This window comes from Micromonospora trifolii, assembly GCF_022229005.1.
Taxonomy (GTDB): domain Bacteria; phylum Actinomycetota; class Actinomycetes; order Mycobacteriales; family Micromonosporaceae; genus Micromonospora; species Micromonospora trifolii.
This window is the reverse complement of the sequence record NZ_JAKKFD010000044.1, coordinates 81,749-100,891: the sequence shown is the minus strand read 5'-3', so window position 1 is coordinate 100,891 and position 19,143 is coordinate 81,749. Positions and strand designations below refer to the sequence as shown.

Annotated in this window: 17 protein-coding genes; 7 read left to right on the top strand and 10 right to left on the bottom strand. The window is 69.9% G+C overall.

What is annotated here, in order from left to right:
* Positions 1-177 precede the first annotated feature (177 nt).
* Positions 178-1,152 carry a zinc-dependent alcohol dehydrogenase family protein gene (locus NIE79_RS25025; protein WP_238680903.1) on the bottom strand — a complete coding sequence of 325 codons (975 nt, stop codon included), beginning with the start codon at positions 1,150-1,152 and terminating at the stop codon, positions 178-180.
* Between the two features lie 81 nt (positions 1,153-1,233).
* Here NIE79_RS25025 and NIE79_RS25020 point away from each other — a divergent pair, with 81 nt between their 5' ends.
* Together NIE79_RS25020 and NIE79_RS25015 are read left to right on the top strand one after the other, a co-directional pair.
* Positions 1,234-1,803 carry a TetR/AcrR family transcriptional regulator gene (locus NIE79_RS25020; RefSeq protein WP_238680902.1) on the top strand — a complete coding sequence of 190 codons (570 nt, stop codon included), beginning with the start codon at positions 1,234-1,236 and terminating at the stop codon, positions 1,801-1,803.
* 36 nt (positions 1,804-1,839) lie between these two features.
* Complete coding sequence (locus tag NIE79_RS25015; RefSeq protein ID WP_238680901.1) at positions 1,840-2,109, top strand: hypothetical protein; 270 nt, start codon at positions 1,840-1,842, stop codon at positions 2,107-2,109.
* A gap of 43 nt (positions 2,110-2,152) precedes the next feature.
* Here NIE79_RS25015 and NIE79_RS25010 read toward each other — a convergent pair whose 3' ends face one another.
* The 7 genes from NIE79_RS25010 to NIE79_RS24980 form a co-directional block, all read right to left on the bottom strand.
* Positions 2,153-3,364, bottom strand: coding sequence for an esterase-like activity of phytase family protein (locus NIE79_RS25010; RefSeq protein WP_238680900.1), 1,212 nt, complete (start codon positions 3,362-3,364; stop codon positions 2,153-2,155).
* A 187-nt stretch (positions 3,365-3,551) separates the two neighbouring features.
* Complete coding sequence (locus NIE79_RS25005) at positions 3,552-4,241, bottom strand: hypothetical protein (protein ID WP_238680899.1); 690 nt, start codon at positions 4,239-4,241, stop codon at positions 3,552-3,554.
* Entirely contained in the window at positions 4,238-5,839 is a 1,602-nt protein-coding gene (locus NIE79_RS25000) for a hypothetical protein (protein WP_238680898.1), read from the bottom strand. Before NIE79_RS25000 ends, NIE79_RS25005 begins: the two co-directional genes overlap by 4 nt.
* Positions 5,836-6,708, bottom strand: a complete 873-nt coding sequence (locus NIE79_RS24995; RefSeq protein WP_238680897.1) for an ATP-binding cassette domain-containing protein — start codon at positions 6,706-6,708, stop codon at positions 5,836-5,838. The genes NIE79_RS25000 and NIE79_RS24995 overlap by 4 nt, the downstream gene beginning before the upstream one ends.
* Positions 6,705-7,532, bottom strand: a complete 828-nt coding sequence (locus tag NIE79_RS24990) for a cupin domain-containing protein (protein WP_238680896.1) — start codon at positions 7,530-7,532, stop codon at positions 6,705-6,707. The genes NIE79_RS24995 and NIE79_RS24990 overlap by 4 nt, the downstream gene beginning before the upstream one ends.
* A complete protein-coding gene (locus NIE79_RS24985) occupies positions 7,529-8,071 on the bottom strand; it encodes an RNA polymerase sigma factor (protein ID WP_238680895.1) in 543 nt (180 codons plus the stop codon). Before NIE79_RS24985 ends, NIE79_RS24990 begins: the two co-directional genes overlap by 4 nt.
* Positions 8,072-8,235: 164 nt before the next feature.
* Positions 8,236-9,576 carry a carbohydrate-binding protein gene (locus tag NIE79_RS24980; protein ID WP_238680894.1) on the bottom strand — a complete coding sequence of 447 codons (1,341 nt, stop codon included), beginning with the start codon at positions 9,574-9,576 and terminating at the stop codon, positions 8,236-8,238.
* 298 nt (positions 9,577-9,874) lie between these two features.
* On the opposite strand from NIE79_RS24980, the gene NIE79_RS24975 reads away from it, so the two are divergent.
* Positions 9,875-10,741, top strand: a complete 867-nt coding sequence (locus NIE79_RS24975; RefSeq protein WP_238680893.1) for an alpha/beta fold hydrolase — start codon at positions 9,875-9,877, stop codon at positions 10,739-10,741.
* A 97-nt stretch (positions 10,742-10,838) separates the two neighbouring features.
* On the opposite strand, the gene NIE79_RS24970 is transcribed toward NIE79_RS24975, so the two are convergent.
* Positions 10,839-11,690 (bottom strand): alpha/beta fold hydrolase, encoded by an 852-nt coding sequence (locus tag NIE79_RS24970; protein WP_238680892.1) that lies wholly within the window; start codon positions 11,688-11,690, stop codon positions 10,839-10,841.
* Between the two features lie 16 nt (positions 11,691-11,706).
* On the bottom strand, positions 11,707-12,540 hold the full coding sequence (locus NIE79_RS24965) for an alpha/beta fold hydrolase (RefSeq protein ID WP_238680891.1): 834 nt from the start codon (positions 12,538-12,540) through the stop codon (positions 11,707-11,709).
* 208 nt (positions 12,541-12,748) lie between these two features.
* Between NIE79_RS24965 and NIE79_RS24960 the strand changes: the two genes are divergently transcribed.
* From NIE79_RS24960 to NIE79_RS24945, 4 genes are all read left to right on the top strand, one after another.
* The gene (locus NIE79_RS24960) at positions 12,749-15,622 is read left to right on the top strand and encodes an AfsR/SARP family transcriptional regulator (protein WP_238680890.1); all 2,874 of its coding nucleotides are present in this window, start codon (positions 12,749-12,751) and stop codon (positions 15,620-15,622) included.
* Positions 15,623-15,675: 53 nt separating this feature from the next.
* Positions 15,676-16,179 (top strand): response regulator transcription factor, encoded by a 504-nt coding sequence (locus NIE79_RS24955; RefSeq protein ID WP_238680889.1) that lies wholly within the window; start codon positions 15,676-15,678, stop codon positions 16,177-16,179.
* A 251-nt stretch (positions 16,180-16,430) separates the two neighbouring features.
* On the top strand, positions 16,431-17,777 hold the full coding sequence (locus NIE79_RS24950) for a PP2C family protein-serine/threonine phosphatase (protein WP_238680888.1): 1,347 nt from the start codon (positions 16,431-16,433) through the stop codon (positions 17,775-17,777).
* 110 nt (positions 17,778-17,887) lie between these two features.
* Positions 17,888-19,087 (top strand): zinc-dependent alcohol dehydrogenase, encoded by a 1,200-nt coding sequence (locus tag NIE79_RS24945; protein ID WP_238680887.1) that lies wholly within the window; start codon positions 17,888-17,890, stop codon positions 19,085-19,087.
* Positions 19,088-19,143: the final 56 nt, after the last annotated feature.

Sequence of the window (19,143 nt, the reverse complement as noted above, 5' to 3'; positions counted from 1 at the left end):
AACCGGGGCCTCAGGCGCCGTCGCGGCAGATCCCCCTGCCGATTGAGGTAGCGGTACTGCCAGGCCCCCGAGAGAAGCACCCCGACCAGCCCCTACAGCGCCACCGCGAACCACACTCGTCGAACCGGGTGCCCCGCCCACGCAGCCTAAGAGACCACCCCGATCGGTGTAGCGGATTCAATGGAAGGGGCTGTTGAGCAGGACGATCCGTCCGAAGACCTCGCCACCGTCCATCTTCTGGTGCGCCACCACCGCCTGCTCGAGCGGCAGGACCTCGTGCACCACGGTGTGGAGTTCCCCACGATCGACGGCGGCGAACTGCTCCGTTCGCACGGCTTGTTGAGCGGCCGCCGTCACCGTCGCTGCGCTGAAGGTGGCGAACGACATCGACTTCTGGAACGCGGCCATCAACCTCGTCCCGAAGTCCGCGGGCGGTTGGCCGCCGACCGCGCCGACGGCCACGAGCCGGCCGTTGGGGTTGAGTCGGTCGAGAAACGCGGGCATGTCCGGGCCCGCGACGACGTCGATGATGACGTCGTAGCCGGTGGGATCGTCCGGACCCCCTGCCCCGGAGCGGTCCAGCACGTGGGTCGCACCAAGGCTGCGGAGCCGCCGGCCGCGCTCAGTCGACGAGGTCGTGACCGCGACGGCGCTGGCACCACCGCTGATCGCAAGCTGCACCGCCATGATCCCGATACTGCCGGCCGCGCCACGGACCAGGACCGTTTCGCCTGGCGAGAAGTGGGCGTGAGCGAGGCCGAAGTGAGCCACGACCCCGGAGCTGCCGAGCGTTACGGCGTCGACTGCGGAGAGGCCCGCAGGCAGGGACAGGACCTCCCCGATCGGGGCCACCGCCTGCTCGGCGTAGCCACCGCCCGTACCGGTGAAGGCCCAGACGCGTTGCCCGACCCACGCCGGGTCGACGCCGTCGCCCACGGCCGTGACCGTGCCGGCAATCTCACCGCCCGGGATGTGACCCTCGCGGAAGCCGTACGCGGCGAGAGCACCGCTCCGGATCAGGACGTCGGCGCCAGCCACGCCCACCGCCTCGGTGGTGATCAACGCCTCTCCCGGAGCGGGCACCGGTACAGGAAGGTCGACGACCGCCAGCCCGCGGGGATCGCCGAACTCCCTGATCATTACTGCCTTCACTGCTCGTCACCCTTCCCAAGCCGGCCCTGCGGACGCCCGAACGGTAGTGGACGCATGCGTCCGTTTAGCTAGAGTGAGACAGTGGGCGGCCCTTTGACTCGGAACCTGCGCTCGGACGCGTTGGACAACCGTGAGCGGATCCTCGACACCGCCCGGGCGGTCTTCGCCGCCGAAGGCATGGACGTGCCGATGCGTGAGATAGCCCGGCGCGCAGGAGTCGGCCCCGCCACCCTCTACCGCCGATTCCCCACAAAGCAGGCGTTGGCAACGGAGGCCTTCGCGGATCAGATGAACGCGTGCGTCGCCGTCGTCGACGAAGGGCTCACCGACCCGGATCCCTGGCACGGCCTGTGCCTCGTGATCGAGCAACTCTGTGTGCTGCAAGCCCGAAGCCGAGGCTTCACCGCGGCGTTCACCTCGGCATTTCCCCATGCCATGGATCTCGCCGCGAAGCGCGAGGCCGCCCTCGCCTCGCTCGCCGAACTGATGCGCCGGGCCAAGGACACCGGCCATCTGCGGCCTGACGTGGTCCTGGACGACCTCGTCCTCATGCTGATGGCCAACGGTGGCCTGTACGCCACCTCGACGAACGCCCGCGTTGCCGCCTCTCGACGCTTCGCCGCACTGACGATCGAGGCGTTTCGCGCCTGATCGGCGCCCAGCCGGCGGTACGCGGACAATGGCGGGATGAAGCGAGACGTAAGCCTGATGCGGTTGACCGGGACGCGCGCCAACGGCGCGGTGGCGACGGGCGCGGCGGCCACCGGGGCGCGGGCTGCGGGGGCGGCCTCGATCGGCGCCCTCGCTGTGGGGGCGCTGGCCGTGGGGGCCGTGGCCGTCGGGGCGCTGACCATCGGACGGCTGGCGATCCGCCGGGCGGTCGTACGGGAGTTGCGCGTCGGCCGGTTGGAGATCGACGAGTTGGTGGTGCACAGCCGACCCACTGCCGAGGGATGAGGGGTGGGCAGCCGGTTGGTCTGCCCACCCCCCTGACATCGGGTCAGTAGCGACGCAGGACGCGCTTGTCCGCGTCCAGGTGGCGGTCGAGTTTGATCACGATGAACTCGTTGTTGTCCGCCTGGCCGGCCGTTCGGCCCGCCGATGACGGGAAGTTGTTGTCGTTGAGGACGGCGAGCGTGCGGTCGTCGAGGATCACCACGTCCTCGATCGTCTGGAACGGGAACGTGAACGGGTCACCGAAGCCGCCGACGTGCCGGGGGTTGGCGATTGCCATCAGGTCGGCGACCAGCGTCTTGTCGAGCAGTCCGTCGCGGTTCCGGTCGCGCCTGTCGGCGAGATAGATCTTCTTGACCTTTGCCGTGTCGCCCTGGCCGTTGTCCCGCTCGATGATCAGGAAGCGGTCGCGGTCGACCATGATGGCGTCACCGATCGCGTGAGCAGGAGAGTCGAGCGCGTAGGCCCAGCGCCGGCCGGTGTAGGCGTTGGCCCGGGTGTCGAACTCGTTGAGCCGGAGAGTGCCCGCCGGGTCGCCAGTGGTCGTGCCCTCAAGCAGCGGGTAGAGCATGCGACCGTCCGGAGACTGTGCCATACCCTCGAAGCCCTTGCTGCTGGCGAGATTGGCCGGGGTGGCACCGCGGCCCGGGTTCTCGGGGGCGAACACCCCCGGCAGCGGCACCGGCGCCTGAAGCAAGCGGCCCGCCCGGTCGAAGTGCAGCAGGTACGGACCGAATTCGTCACCGAGCCAGTACGTGCCATCCGCCGTCCGGGTGATCGACTCGACGTCGAAGTCGGCTCCGGTGAGCACGCGGTCGGCACGAGTGAGCCGGAACGGCACCTTGCCATACGGGTCGGTCAGGTTGATGCCACCAACCACGTCCACCGCCCCGCTGCCAAAATCGGGCGCGACCCGCTGAACACGCAGCACGAAGTCGGCACTGTTGGCCTTGTTGCCGAAGCCGTTGTCGGACAGCACGTCGAAGGTGCCGTCCGTGTTGCGCAGGACGCCGCTGAACCCCTGGATCGGTTGGTCGGCGAACGGCGGGGTGAACCCGTTGATGGGGGCACTGCCGAGCGACGAGCCGGACGGTTCGCTGCCCGGAACGAAGGTCGCCGCCCGCAGCGCGGCGAACCTCAACAACTCAGCCTGGCCCCACGTGCTCCGCTCGGCCGCGGTCGCGGTCGCTGCGCCCGGCAGCGTCAGGGTCAGGGCGACCACCGCAGCGGTCAGGCCCACCCGCTTGCTTACTGCCATCAATCCTCATCTCTGCACGTACGAGCAGGGCGTTCTCGGTCCGATGGCACCGTAGAGCGACGCGGTGAACTCAAACTGACCACAGGGGAATGCACGCCCAAACCGTGCTGTCACTTTGTCGGCGGCCTCGACTGGAGGCTCACGATGGGGCGTGCTGCGCCGGCGGATCCCGCCAGCCGCGCCCAGGTCACCGGCGGGCGGTGAGCACCCCTGCGGTCACCAACAGTGTCCCCGCCAGGAGGAACGTCCAGCGGTCGTGGGCCGCGTCCCAGCCGTCGCCCGTGCCGACGAGGAGCGCCACCGGAGCCGGCAGCAGCGCCACCACCGCCATGCCGAGCAGCAGCATCGGGGCGGCGAGCGGGCTGCCGATGCCGCGCGGCGACCGTCGCCAGCCGACCGCGGACGCGAGGAACGCGACCACCGCGACGGTCGCGGCCTCACGGGTCAGGTCCGGGTACGGCAGCGACGTGGTTTCCGGCCCGGAGCGAGTCACCAGCAGCGCTGCCGCCCAGCACGCCCCGCCGACGACCGCGGCGAGGACCGCTCGGAGTAGCGCGCCGAGCCAGGCCGCAACCGGCAGGGTCTCCGCGGTCGGCTTCGCCGGATCGTCGAGCGTGAACGTGACGCCGAGGCCGACGCAGGCCATCACCAACCGCAGCAACGTGATGTGCTCGTCGGGAGGCAGGATTGACCCGGTCACGGCCGGTGGGGTCACGATCGCCGCGCCGACGACCCCGGCCGCCAACAGCGGCGAGATCCGCGTTGCCCGCAGCGTCGGCCAGACCAGCGCCGCCACCGTCCGCAGTCGCTCACCCCGCCCCGGCACGAGCCGGCCGGCCGCCTGCCCCGACGCGCCGACGGCGGGTAACCCGCTCACGCGACGCACGGCAGCGCTTCGTCGTCCGGAGCGAGCGGCTGGATCGGCACCCCGAAGATGGCGCCGAAACGCTCCAACGGTGTCTCGGGCGCGGTCAGCTCGACCCAGTGCCGCTCGACGAGTGGTGCCACCTCGTCGGCCCGCCGCAGCAGCTCCAACGCCGGTGCCGCCGCCCGGTCGGGTACCAGGATGCCGTACCTGGAGGAGATGTCGCTGAAGCTGAGCGCACCGAAGCTCGTCTCGTCCAGCGAACGCATCCCGGCCAGGGTGGTCGGCGACGCCTGCCCGACCAGCCACACCAGGAGTGCCGCCGGCGCCCCACAGAGGAAGTTCCCCCCGTCGTACGCCTTCGCGGCCATCAGCCGGTAGGCAACCTCGGCGGCCAGGGCGGCGGCGGCCCGATCGTCGCCCCACGAGGTGTCGACCCGGACCGCCTCCGGGGTGCCCGCCGCCGCGTCCTCGACCTTCCAACCGGCCACCACCCGCCGGTCTTCGGCGATGGACCCGGTCCAGCCCGCAGCGGTGATCGCATCGAGGGATGCCCGCTGCCGCACCGCGAGCGGCGGCCCGGACGAGGCCGCGCTGGCCGGCACGACAGCGCGTACCGAGGTCACCACCGCGTCCCACCCGGGAACGAAACCGCCGAACCCCTCGAAGAAGCAGTACGTGACATCGCCGCGGATCTCGCACGACTGGATGCTTGCCGCCCGCTCCTCCACCGTCACGCGGGCCGCCGCCAGGCCCGGGTCGGGCCGCGACTGGGTCAGCCCGCCGCCGACAGCGAGGATCAGCCCGACGACGAGCCCGGCCGCGACGACCTGCCGCCGTGCGTTGGCCCGGGCCAAAACGGCCGCGGCGAGCAGGACGGTGATCCCGATCAGGTAGGCGAGGTGCCGGGCCGCGGGCCGGTCGGAGACACCAGCGGGCACCGGGACCGTGAACTCGCTGACGTAGACCGGCAGCAGGAAGCGCCAGCCGGTCTCGATGATCAATGGGGTGATCACCAGGAACTCCAGCACGAGGACGAGCAGGACGACCAACGGGGCGATCAGCACGGAGCGGATCAAGACCCCGGCGAGCACCCCGACGGCGCCGAGGAGCAGCGTCAGCGCCGACGGGGTCAGCAACGTGGCGATGTCGACCGACCCGGCAGCGCCCGGCAGCGCCGCGGAGTCCCCGACCGGGACCCCGGCGAGCAGGAGGCTGAGGCCGGCCAGCGGTAGCAGTGCCAGCAGGAACCCGCCGACCCGCCATGCTGGCGGCAGGACCAGCACGTCGTAGGACGCGTCGACCTTGTGCCGGTGCGCCCGTAGCGTGACGAGGTTCGCCACGATCAGCGCCGACCCGCCGAGGATCGGCAACGCGAGCAGCTGGATGGTGATCAGTTCGTCGGGGAGCACCGGATATCGGTTGGCCGAGCCGGACAGCCAGCCCCACAGCCACGGGGCGAGGAACAACAGCGCGGCCGCGACGGTGAGCGGGTGTCGCAGCATCCGGATCGACTCGAACCGGGCGAGTGCGAGGAGCGCTCGCCGACGCCCCTGCGTGGACGACGGCGTTGGACGGGCCGGCGCGGCCACCGTCATTGTCGCGGTCATCGCGCGCCGCCCGCGATCGCCGACGCCTCGGCGGCGGCGCCGACCAGCGTCAGGTAGCCGTCCTCGATCGACGGCTCCACCAGCGCGGCCCCGGATGGCGGGTCGCCGACGTGGCGGTGCAGCCCCGTGCCCGTCCGCCACGACGCCAGCGCCCCTGCCTCCCGCGCCGCGCTCGTCCACACCCGGCCGGCGGCCAGCCCGGCCAGCTCCGTCGGGGTGCCCTCGAACCGCACCCGGCCCCGGTCGAGGACGACGACCTCCTGGCACAGCGACATGACGTCCTCGGTCTGGTGGGTGGAGAGCAGCACCGTCTTGCGCTCGCCGAGGTCCGCGATCAGCTCCCGGAACCGCAGCCGCTGCTCCGGGTCGAGGCCGACCGTCGGTTCGTCGAGGATGACGAGGTCCGGGTCGCCGACCAGGGCGGCCGCCAGCGCGAGCCGTTGCTTCATGCCGCCGGACAGGGTCCGGATCCGGGATCGCCGTCGGTCGTCGAGGCCGACGGCGGAGAGCACCCGGGCGACCTCGGTGTGCCGCGTAGCCCGGTGGGTGAGCTCCTTGAGGATCGCGACGTAGTCGACGAACTCGAACGCGGTGAACGACGGGTGGAAGCCCGGGTCCTGCGGCAGGTAGCCCAGCAGACGCCGGACCGCGAGCCGCCCGGGTGGTGTGCTCGGGTCGTGGCCGAAGACCCGCAGCGTGCCGCCGTCGGCCGGCAGGGCGGTCGCGACGATCCGCAGCAGCGTCGTCTTGCCCGCGCCGTTCGGGCCGAGCAACCCGGTCACCCCGGTGCGCAACGTGAACGTCACGTCCTCCAGCGCTGTGGTGCGCCCGTACCGCAGCGCCAGACCGGTTGCCTGAACGGCAGTCATGAAGCTCTCCTCATCAGGTTGGGGACGTGGTAGCGGTCGTAGGTGCCGCGCTGACGGGACAGCGCCACCGCGGCGATCCCGCCGACGATCCCGACGCCGACCTGCCCGGCCACTGTGAAGACGAGCAGGTCGCCGACGGTGGCGGCGACCAGCGCCGCCCAGCCGACGCCGACGACGACTGCGGCCGGCCCCGCGCCGAGCCGAGGCGAGAGCAGCACCGACAGCACTGTCAGGGCGAGCGACGGCAGGAACCAACCGGTCGCGCGCAGCCCGTACTCGACGATGAAGAGGCTGGCCACGGCGGACAGCGCGGTGGTCGCGGACAGGACCGCGAGGCACCGCAACAGCAGTAACCGGAACGAGCGGATCGGGGCGACCACCGCGATCTCGTAGGTGGGGTCGATGCCGGGCGCGAATGACATGGCGACCGCGACCAGCGGCAACAGCGGGGCCACGGCGAGGAACACGACCGGGTCGGTGAACACGGCGACCGTCGCCGTCAACGCGGCAGTGACCGCGATCGCCACCAGCCACGACAGCCGCAGCGCCGGCGTCGCCGCGAGCAGCCGCGCGGTGTGGTCGGGAACGCCCACCGTGATCATCAACCGTTCGACAGGTCCCGGTCGAGGCGCGTCCAGGGCGACGTCGAGGCGGGCCCAGCCTCCGTCGATCGCCGACTTGAAATCGATGGTCGCGGCGGCGGCGAGGCGTTCGCGGCACTCACCGCACGCGGCCAGGTGCGCCTCCGTGGACCAAAGACCAGGGGCGGCGAGGGTACGGGTGGCGTAGGCGCGGAGGTCCTCGTCGAGCAGATGCCAGGTCATGTCAACTCCTCTCGCAGCTGCCGGCGGGCGCGCATCGCCCGGGTCTTGACGGTGCCGGCGGGGATGCCGAGCAGGACCGCGGCCTCGGCGGTGGAGAGGCCGTCAAGGACGGTGGCGCGGATGACAGCGCGCAGCTCCGGGGAGAGGCGGGCGAGAGCCCCGCCGAGGTCGCCGTGCTCGAGCCCGATCAGTACCTGCTCCTCGGCGGACGACTCGTCGCGGCCGCGCAGGCGGGCCAGCAGCCGACCGAGCCGGTCGCGGGACGTGCGGCGACGCAGCGCGTCGATGAGCCGGCGCGACCCGATCCGCCACAGCCAGGCAGCGGCGTCGGTGTCGCGAGGCCGGAACGAGGCCGCGGCGCCGGTCCACACGGCGAGGAACGTCTCCTGCACGACGTCGTCGATGAGGGCGTCGTCGGCGCAGCGGTAGCACAGGCGTAGGCGCAGCCACGGCGCGTGCCGGCGGTAGAACGCCTCGAACGCGTTCCGGTCGCCGCCTGCGATCAGGGCCAGGAGGCCGACGTCGTCCTGGACGGTCATGCCTACCTATCGCAGCGGGACCGAACTTTGGTTCGCAATGGTGGCACGACTTCTCGTTCCTGGTCGGCACGTCGGACGACCGAGCGCGGTGTCAGCCATGCGAAGCGCCGGGCCTACCGCCCGCCGGAAAGACCGGCTGGCGGTAGGCCCGGCGCCGTCACCCGTCAGCGGCCCTGCAGGCGCTTCACGTTGTCGCCGAAGGTCCAGCCCTTCGACCCGTCCCAGTTCGCCGACCAGGTCATCAGGCCCTTGAGGCCGGGCACGGAGTTCCAGGCCTGCGTGACGAGCGACGTCGACAGGTAGCCGCCGCCCGCCCCGATCTGCGCCGGCAGACCCGGGACCTGCTTGTCGTACGGCACCCGGATGGTGGTGCCCTGGATCGTGAGCCCGTTGTTCAGGCACTGCGTCTGCACCGTGAAGCCCTGCACGGTGCCCGCCGGGTACGAGTCGCCGGCGCAGCCGTACATGCTGCCGTTGTAGTACTGCATGTTCAGCCACCAGAGCCGACCGTTGTCCACGTACTTCTTGATGATCGGCAGGTACGAGCCCCAGATCGAGCCGTAGACCACGCTGCCGCCGGTGACGTACGCCGTCTCCGGCGCCATGGTCAGGCCGAAGTTCGACGGCATCCGGGCCAGCACGCCGTCGATGATCCGGATCAGGTTGGCCTGCGACGTGGACAGCGTGTTGATGTTGCCGCTGCCGGTCAGGCCGGTCTCGATGTCGATGTCGATGCCGTCGAAGTGGTAGGCCGTCAGGATCGGCACGATGGTCGCGATGAACCGGTCGGCGACCGCTGTGGAGCTCAGGTCGATGCCCGCGGCGGCTCCGCCGATCGACATCAGGATGGTGGCGCCTGCCGCTTTGGCCTGGCACATCTCGGCCGGGGTGGACACCTTCACACCGGCGTCCATACCGTTCTCCCAGAGGACAGTGCCGTCGGAGCGGATCACCGGGAACGCCGCGTTGATCACGTTGTAGCCGTGCTGGTTGAGCCGGCTGTCGGTGATCGGGATCCAGCCGAGGCCGGGGTGTACGCCGTTGGAGGCCCCGTCCCAGTTCTCCCAGTAGCCCTGCAACACCTTGCCGGTGGGCCGCGACTTCACCGCGCAGGTCCCACCGGTTGGTGGTGGCGTGGTGGGGGGAGGTGTGGTCGGTGGTGGCGTGGTGGGCGGCGGGGTCGTCGGTGGTGGCGTGGTGGGCGGTGGCGTGGTTCCCGAGCACGCGCCGAGGTCACGCCAGAGCGACGGGGTCGAGGCGGGGTTCCAGCCGGCGCCGGGGTGCGCGGTGTGGGTGACCAGCGCCTGGTAGAGCCGGCCGCCGTAGGTGACCTGGGCGCCCGCCTGGTAGGTAGGGCCCTCGGCCCAGGTAGGGGCGCTGCAGGCGACCATCGGGACGGCATTGGCCGACGGCACGGCCGCCATGCTGCTGGGGACGAAGGCGACGGCGGCCGCGACGGTCATCGCCGCCCCGGCTACCACTGCGAAAATTCGACGGCTTCTCATGGCTCACTCCCCAGGCTTCGACGACCCGCGACCTCCACATATTGACGTTCGTGACACTTAATATCAAGGGTTGTTTACAGATACCGGGAAGTCGGGGGAGCGGCCGGCTGGAGCGCCCACCGTCCGGCGATTGGGCCCGTTTGGTGGCGCGTCCTCCTCCAAGGTGAAACTTGAGTTATTTTCCTCTTCTGTCCGATATTCGCGCTGGATGTGAATACGGTGAGGTCGGGCGATCAGGCGCGTCAACACGCACATCTGCCCGCGTTCGGAAACCACTGACCAACGAGGGAGAAGAGACATGCTCGGTATCTCGCTACGTCGGCCGAAGACCATCGCCGCAACGCTCGCCGCCGCAACGCTGGTGACGGTGCTCGGCTCAGCCGCCCCAGGCGTGTCCGCGGACGGCGGTGGGCGACCAACCCCGGACGAGGGGCATCGCACCAAACCAACAATCGTCCTGGTGCATGGCGCCTGGGCCGACGGTTCGAGCTGGAGTGGGGAGGTCCGCAGACTCCAGGCGCGCGGTTTCGATGTCCAGGTCGCGCCGCAACCCAACCGAGGGCCGTCGATCGACAGCGGCTACCTGAAGGACTTCCTGTCCACCATCGAAGGCCCCATCGTGGTCGCGGCCCATTCGTACGGCGGTTTCGTGGCGAGCGACGCCTTGACCGGCAACAAGAATGTCAAGGCACTCGTGTTCGTCGACGCCTTCGCCCCGGACAAGGGGGAGACCGTGGAGGAACTCACCGCCGGCTCCGGCTCGGTGCTCGAGCCAGCCCTGACCGACCCCGCGAGCGTCTTCAAGCTCGTGCCGTTCCCCGGCGCCCCGGAAGGTGCTGTCGACGCGTACGTCCTGCCGAAGATATTCATCACCGGCTTCGCCAACGGTCTGCCTCGGCGGCAGGCGGAGGTGCTCGCCGTGTCCCAGAGCGCGCTGGCCACGAACGCCCTGGGCGAGCCGGCCACCGAGCCGGCGTGGAAGACGATCCCCGTCTGGGCGGTGATCGGCACCGAGGACCGGGTCATCCCGCCGGCCCGCCAGGAGGAGATGATGAAGCGGGCAGGGGCCGACATCACCCGGATCGACGCCGGTCACCTGGGCCTGATCTCGCATCCCGGTGAGGTCACCGAGGTCATCCTGGAGGCGGCCCGCACGACCGCCTGACGGTCCAACGACCCTCGGCAGCAACGGCTGACGAGGCCGGCCGTGGCATCGCGGTGAGCGATGCCACGGCCGGTCGTCGTGTCAGTCGGTCGTCGTGTCAGTCGGTCGCCTTGGCGGCGGCCTCGATCTGGTTGGTGACCGCGCCCGCGTCCGTGAGCATGGACAGGTGCGGGGCGTTGATCTCGATCGCGTGTGCCTTGGCCCTCTTGGACATGGCGATCTGCTGAGCGGCGGGGATGACGGCGTCCTGCTTGCCGATCACCGACCACGAGGGGACGGTGCGCCAGGCCGGCTCGCCGGACTCCTCGACCAGGGCGTTGAAGGCCAGCGGACGCTGCCGGGCCGCCAGCACCGCCACGTCCTTGGCGGGAATGCTCTTGTTGGCGAACGCCGTGCCGAAGATCGACGGCTTCACGTAGAGGTTGACGTTGTGCGGGTCGTCCCCGGGGATCGCGACCTGGTCGAAGACGGTGGACGCCTCGGCCGCGAAGACCGAGCCCGGCACCGCCGAGGTCAGCGACAGCACTGTGTCGTGCTGCTCCGGGATGTACGCGTCGACGTACACCAGGGCCTTGACCTGCTTGTCACCCAGAGCGGCGTTCGTGATGACCATGCCGCCGTACGAGTGCCCGACGAGGACGATCGGACCGGTGATGGTGTCCAGGTACGCGCGCAGGTTCGCGGCGTCGTTCTCCACGCCGGACAGCAGGTTCGGCGGCGTGACCACCCGGTAGCTGTCGTGCTGGAGCTTGGTCGCCACCTTGTCCCAACTCGACCCGTCCGCCCACGCCCCGTGCACGAGCACGACTGTCGGCTTGGCCGTTGCGGGGCGCGGATGCAGTGTGTGACTCGTCGAGGCCTGCGCGGTGCCGATACCGGCACCACCCAGGGTGAGGGCACCGATAACCACGCCTACGGAGATGAGGCGCCGCCGGAAGGACAATTTCACTGTGTTTCCTTTCACGTCACTTCGCAAAGAAGTCGAGCAGGGCGGCGTTGACCTGATCGCTGTGGGTCCAGGCAATGGCATGCGGCCCGCCCTCGATGACGAGCAACCGCGAATCCCCGACGAAGGAGGACACCCGCTGGCCGGTCACCCCGATGGGTAGCACCCGGTCCTGATCGCCCTGGATCACGAGTACCGGCACGTCAATCTTTGACAGGTCGTCACGGAAGTCGGTGAGCCAGGTCGGGATACAGGCCACAGCGGCGACGGGAGAACCGCCCACTGCCACGTTCAGACTCGCCTGGAACGCCTCGTCGCTGACGAGCGATCCGCCGTAGACGTCGAGGTTGTAGAAGTTCTCCAGGAACTGCTTGAGCCACGCGTTCCGGTCCGCCCGCGCGGCCTGGATGAACCCATCGAACAACGACTGCGGTGCGCCTTCGGGATTGTCGTCAGCCCGCAGGAGAAACGGCGGGATCGGCGACATCAGGACGGCCTTCGCGACGCGCTCGGTGCCGTGACGACCCAGGTACCGGGCAACGTCGCCGGTTCCCATCGAGTGACCCACGAGGATGGCGTCGCGCACGTCCAGTTCCGTGAGCAGCACATTCACGTCGTCGGCGAACGTGTCGTAGTCGTATCCACTGGCGGGCTGGCTGGAATTGCCCCAACCCCGCCGGTCATACGTGATGACCCGGTACCCGGCTGCGAGCAGTGCGGCGACCTGCTTTTCCCAGGCCTGCCCGCTCAACGGGTAGCCGTGACTGAGTACCACCGGCGTACCGGCACCGCGATCCTCGTAATAGATCTCGATCGGGATGGCTCCCTCTGAGCCAACTGTGACATGGGGCATGCGCACTCCTTGGGCTTGCGTTCCGCGCTGGGAACCTTGCCGAAGGTACGGATACGGCACCCTTTCGCGAATCACCCGAACCACGTAGTCCCGTGTGTGGCGAACGACTCGACAGACAACGAGAAGTGGGCGATGCGGGGGCCCGGCACAAACCGCAGGCTGAGCCGAAAAGCGAAGCCGCTGCCCTTCCATCTCTAGGATGTCAATCGTGACGACGCCCGACCGCAGGCTGCCGGACGGGCCGCCGTCCCACTGCGAGTTCAAGGTCTTCGGCGGTCTCGGCTGCCGCCGGGACGGCTCGGACGTCGATCTTGGCCCGGTCCGCCAGCGGATCATCCTGGCCAAGCTCCTCGCCGCCGGGGGTGACGCGGTCAGCCTCGACAACATCATCGACAGCCTGTGGGACGAACAACCGCCGGCCAGCGCCGCCAACCAGATCCACCGCCACGTCGGGAACCTCCGGCGGATCCTCGAACCGGACCTGGACGTCCGCGAAACCGGTCGGTACCTCCTACCGGCCGGCACGGGCTACCGACTGACTCTCGCCACCGAGGCCTCCGATCTGGCCATGTATCGCGAGTTGGTCCGGCGGGCCCGCGAGGCGCTGAACGGCGGGGACGTCGTGGCCGGCGTACGGGAGTACCTGACCGCTCTGGAGCTGGGCCGCAGCCCCGCGTTCACCGACCTTCCGGCCGGTGCGTTGGGTTCGCCGGAGTTCGTCGCCATCGAACGGGAGCGCGTGGCGGTGGCGCTCGCGGCCAGCGAAGCCGCGATCGCCCACGGCATGGCCGGTACCGCGCTGACCCCGCTGCTGAGCGTTGCCGCCGCAGCGCCGCTGGACGAGGCGCTGCAGGCGTGCCTGATGCGCGCGTACGTGGCCACCGGTCACCGGGCGGAAGCGGTGCGGGTCTTCGAGCGGACCCGTCAACATCTCGTCGAGGAGCTGGGGGTGGACCCGGGGCCGGAGCTGCGGGAGGCGTATCGGGAGTTGCTCGCCGGCGGCTGGACCCTCCAGGAGGAACTGCGCCCGCCGGAGGCGCCCCGGCCCGCACAGCTGCCGCCGCAGGTCGCGGGCTTCGTCCGCCGAAACGACGTGGCCGCCGTGCTCGACGATCAACTGTCTGACGCGTTCAGCGATGCGACCATCGTGATCACCGTGCTCGGCGGCATGGGTGGCATCGGCAAGACCGCGCTCGCCGTGCACTGGGCCCACCAGATCGCCAGCGAGTTTCCCGACGGCCAGTTGTTCCTGAACCTGAGGGGTCTTGATCCGGACGGACGCGTCATGTCAGCGGAGGAGGCGCTCGCCACGTTGCTCGCGTCCCTGGGCGAGCAGGCGGTCTCGTCACCGCAGGAGACCGTCGACGCGCAGGCGGCTCGTTACCGCAGTCGTCTCTTCGGTCGTCGCCTGCTGATTCTCCTGGACAACGCGCGCGACTCCGACCAGGTCCGTCCGTTGCTGCCAGCTTCCCGGGGCTGTCTGGTCATCGTGACGAGCCGCAACCGGATGACGAGCCTGGTCACCCGGGAGGGCGCACGCTACCTGCACGTCGATCGGCTGACCGGGGCCGAGTCCCGCCAGCTGCTGATCAACCGCCTCGGCGCCCGTCGTGCCACCGCGAACCCGGACGCGTTGGACAGGGTCATCGCGCTCTGTGCCGGGCTGCCGCTCGCACTGGCGATCGTCGCGGCCCGGGTGGCCCTCAACCCGGCCCTGCCGTTGAGCGCTGTCGCCAGCGACGTCTCGGCGCCATCCGCCAGGCTCGACGCGCTGTCCAGCGCGGACTCGTCCGACGACGTCCGGTCGGTGTTCTCGTGGTCCTACCGGGCCCTCGATCCGTCGACGGCGCGGGTGTTCCGTGCCCTCGCCGTCCATCCGGGTCCAGGGATCTCGCTGGAGTCGGCGGCCAGTGTCGCCGGAGCCGGTCGGGCACAGGCGCGCGTACAGCTCATGGAACTGGTGACCGCGAACCTGCTCGACCTGTCCCAGCCCGGGCGCTACGTGCTGCACGACCTGTTGCGGGCCTACGCGGGTGAGCTTCTCGACGAAGATCACGAGCGACCGGAGTATGAGCGGCGTCTCGTCCTGCACTACCTGCACTCTGCGCGCGCCGCGTACGCGAGGCACCACCGGCAGCCAGCCGGCACCGTCAGCGAACCGCCGTCGGATGTGACGCCTGAAACGTTCGACAGCGTGCCACAGGCCGCTGCCTGGTATGCACGGGAACGGGCCGCGCTGTGGGCGACGATCGACCTGGCCCTCGCACACGGCCTCGGGCACGACGCGGCGGCCATGGTCCTCGCCGCCTCAGCACCGGGCAGCAACTCCATACCCGCGGGCCGGACACCTACCGTCCTCGCGATCCTCGACGTGGTCGGCGCGCTCGGCGAGCCGCTGATGGAGGCCGAGCTTCTCCGTACCGTCGGTGAGGTCTTCGCCCCGCTGCCACAGGCCGACGACTATCTCCGTCGAGCCCTGTCCATCTTCGAAGGCGCCGGAGAACTCGCCGGGCAGGCAGACGTCCTGCGAAACCTCGCCGTGCTGTCGTCGTCGCGCGGCGACAACGACGCCGCCAACGCGCACGGTGAGCGCTCGGTGATCCTTGCCCGGCAGACGGGGCACCAGGAACTGCTCGCCGTCTCGTTGCTGACACTCACGCGAGCGCTCCTGGGGTCCGATCGGATCGAGGCCGGCACACGGGTCGCGGACGAAGGGCTGGCCATTTCCGTGGCGCAGCACCTCGATCACCTGAAGATCTACTACGCACAGCTCATCGCCGGGTCCTCCTGGAAGCTCGGCCGGCTCGAACGAGCGGTGGAGGTGTCCGAGTGGGGACTGACGGAAGGCGTCTGTGAGTCGGACGGCCCCCGGTGTGCCGTCGCGGCGATCCTCGCGCGGGCCGCATTCGATCGGGGCGACCTGGTGCGCGCGGAACGGGGGTGCCAGCAGTTCGAAAGCCTGATCGCCGACAACGGCTTCCGGGAACTCATCGAGTTCTCCGGCATGGAGCAGGCCGAGACGTACCGGACGATGGTCGCGTACGTCCGGGCCCGGCTGAGCTTGATGAGGGGCACGTCGTGAGCGGGTAGGGCGAGCACTCAGGCTGCACTCGTCGTGCACAACGGTGCGATCGGATGGTCGTCGAGACCCCGAACCCTCGCCCGAGGAGCACCATGCGCTGCGCCGTAGCCGAGCCTGCCCGAGTCCTACCCCGTGCGGTGCTGACCCCACGACAGGAACAGATCGCCCTGCTGGTGGCGGCAGGCTCCACGAACGTCGAGGTCGCGACGAACCTGGTCATCAGCACCCATACCGTCAAACATCACCTACGCGGAGTGTTTCACCGGTTGGGTGTCGCATCCCGCCGTGAACTGCGCAGCAGACTGGCCGTCCACGACACGACCAACCATCTCGCCCAGAGTTGCTGCCTGACCAGCCAGGAGCGGGACATCGCGAGGCGGGTCTCGGACGGCGCCTCCAACCGCGAGGTGGCGGCACAACTGTTCATCAGTCCGAGCACTGTGGATTATCACCTGCGCAAGATTTTCCGCAAGCTCGGCATCAGCTCGCGCAGAGAACTGGCGAGACGAGACGCACGTGCCGCGCCCGACGTGGTCCGGCGAGCAACCCTCACCTAGCGGCCTGAGAACACCGAACAGTGCGCCACACGGCCCGCGGCCTGAGCCGCCGGTACGGATCAGGCAACTTCCGGCGACACCGGTGACAGATCGCTCACCGGCAGAGCCGATCGGCCGCTACCACCTGCGGCGGCGGTGTGGTCACAATGACCCCATGCCGGAAGCTGATCATGCTGACACCGGTAGCGCCGCGACCGCCCGCTGCCCGCACCGTTGGTCACGCAGTTCGCAGTGGTGAATGAGGCGGGCCGGTGACCCGTTCGACGCAGGACCACCCCCGTGTCCTCGACCCGGTCCGCATCTCCGCGGTGTACCGCACCAGGCTGCTGGACACCGGGCCGGAAGTGGCGTTCGACCGGCTGACAGGTCTGGCGGCGACCCTGCTGGGTACCCCATTCGCGTTCGTGACATTGGTCGACGAGACCCGATCATTCTGGAAGAGCTGCATCGGCGTCAGCAGCACCGACCTCGCCGACCGGCAGAACAGCGTGCAGCAGTCGTTCTGCCGATACGTCATCGAGGCCGACGCCGAACTCATCGTCGACGACGCCCGCGTGGATCCGCGGACCGCTGACAACCCTTCCATCGAGCTGATGGGAGTCGCCGCGTGGGCGGGCTTCCCGGTGCGCTCCCCGGACGGTCACGTGCTCGGCACCTTCTGCGCCGTCGACACCTCGACACGGCACTGGACCCCCCACGACATCGAGGTCCTCAAAACTCTCGCGTTGGCGGCAGCCGGCGAGATCGCACTGCGAGAAGCCGTCGAGAACGCCGAAACGGCGACCATCCACGCGCAGGCCGCGACGACTCGGGCCAACGAGGCGACCGCCGACGCGCGCGCCGCCGCCAACCAGGCGCAACAACTGGCCGACACGCTGCAGGAAAGCCTGCTGCCCCCACACCTGCCACAGGTGCCCGGCGTCGAGATCGCCGTCCGCTACCGGCGCGGCGCCGGCGGCACCGCCGAAGTCCTCGGCGACTTCTACGACGTCTTCCCATCGGCGCGCGACACCTGGGCCGTCGTCGTGGGCGACGTGTGCGGCAAGGGTCCGCAAGCGGCCAAGACCACCGCACTGGCCCGCTACACCCTGCGCGCTACAGCGGGTCGCTTCATCACCCCGAGCCGCAACCTCGCCACCCTCAACACCACACTGCGTGCCTGGCAAACCAAGGATCCTCGTTTCCTCACCGCCGCCTATGCCGCCCTACGCCTGCACCCCAAGGGCGTCAGCGCCCAGATCAGCTGCGCCGGACACGAGCCCGCCCTGATCCGCCGCGCCGACGGCCGGGTGGAATCCTTCGGCCATCACGGCGTGGCCATCGGCCTCATCGACCAGCCCGTCCTCCGGGACAAACGCACCGTGTTACACCCCGGGGACAGCCTCATCCTCTACACCGACGGGGTCACCGAAGGCCGCCGCGCCGACAGCAGCGACCTGTTCGGCATCGAGCGACTACACCGCGTCCTCGCTGGCAACGGCGCCACCTCCGCCGGTCGGCTCGTCGACGCGATCGACAACGCCGTCACCACCTTCACCGCCGGTCACGTTCACGACGACACCGTCATCCTCGTCATCCACCTGCCCGCCAGCAGATAGCGATCCAGCAGATCGCGTCCGCCACAGGCGCGCGGGTCTAGCTCGCACGGTTTCGTCGGCCGGCACCGGGTAGGTCACCGGTGTAGACCGAACCGACGAAGGGACATCTGATGAAGGCCGTCACGTGGCACGGCGTCGGGGACATCCGGTTCTCCGACCTGCCCGACCCGAAGATCCAGGAACCCACCGACGCGATAGTGAAGATCACCACCAGCGCGATCTGCGGCACCGATCTGCACATGGTCCGGGGCACCATGCCCGGCCTGCGTCCCGGCGTCGTCCTCGGCCACGAGGCCGTCGGCGAGGTCGTCGAGGTCGGGCCCGGCGTACGTAACCTCTCTGCCGGTGACCGAGTGATCGTGCCGTCGACCATCGCCTGCGGATACTGCTCGTACTGCCGAGCCGGGTACTTCGCCCAGTGCGACAACGCCAACCCCGGTGGCAAGCGCGCCGGCACCGCCTTCTTCGGCGGACCGGAGGCGGCCGGGGGGTTCGACGGACTGCAGGCCGAGTACGCGCGGGTGCCCTACGCCAATGTGGGCCTGGTGCCGATTCCTGCCGAGGTCACCGACGCCCAGGCGATCATGCTCTCGGACATCTGGCCCACCGCCTGGTTCGGCGCCCGCCTCGCCGATGTCCGCCCCGGCGAGACGGTCGCCGTGTTCGGCGCCGGACCGGTCGGCCAACTCGCCGTCCTGTCGGCCTACCTGCAGGGCGCCGGACGGGTCATCGCCGTCGACGGTCTGGAGGACCGCCTGGCCATGGCCCGCGGCCAGCACGCCGAGGTGGTGAACTTCAACGCCGAGGACCCGGTGCAGACCATCGTCGACATGACCGGCGGCATCGGTGTCGACAAGGTCATCGACGCCGTGGGCGTGGACGCCGAACGCCCCGCCGAGGGCCCCGCCACCGAACAGACCGACGAGCAGGCCCAGCAGTACGACAGCGAGGTCCACCAGGTCGCACCGGAGACCGATCCGGCCTGGGCGCCGGGCGACGCGCCGAGCCTCGCTGCGCGGTGGGCCGTTCAGGCGGTGGCGAAGGCCGGCGCGCTCGGCGTGATCGGCGTCTATCCGCAGACCGTCACGACCTGGCCGTTCGGTGAGGCGATGATGAAGAACCTGACCATCCGCAGCGGTAACTGCCACCACCGCAGGTACATCCCGGAGCTGCTGCGGCTGGTGACCAACGGCACCGTCGACCCGGCGCGGCTGCTGACGGAGCACGAACCGATGACCGACGTGCTGCAGGCGTACCGCCAGTTCCAGGACCGCGACCCCGGCTGGCTGAAGGTCGCTCTCACCACCTGAACCACCGACCACCTCGTGCGGCGCCGGCATCGCTGCTCAAGGTCGGCAAGGGCGAG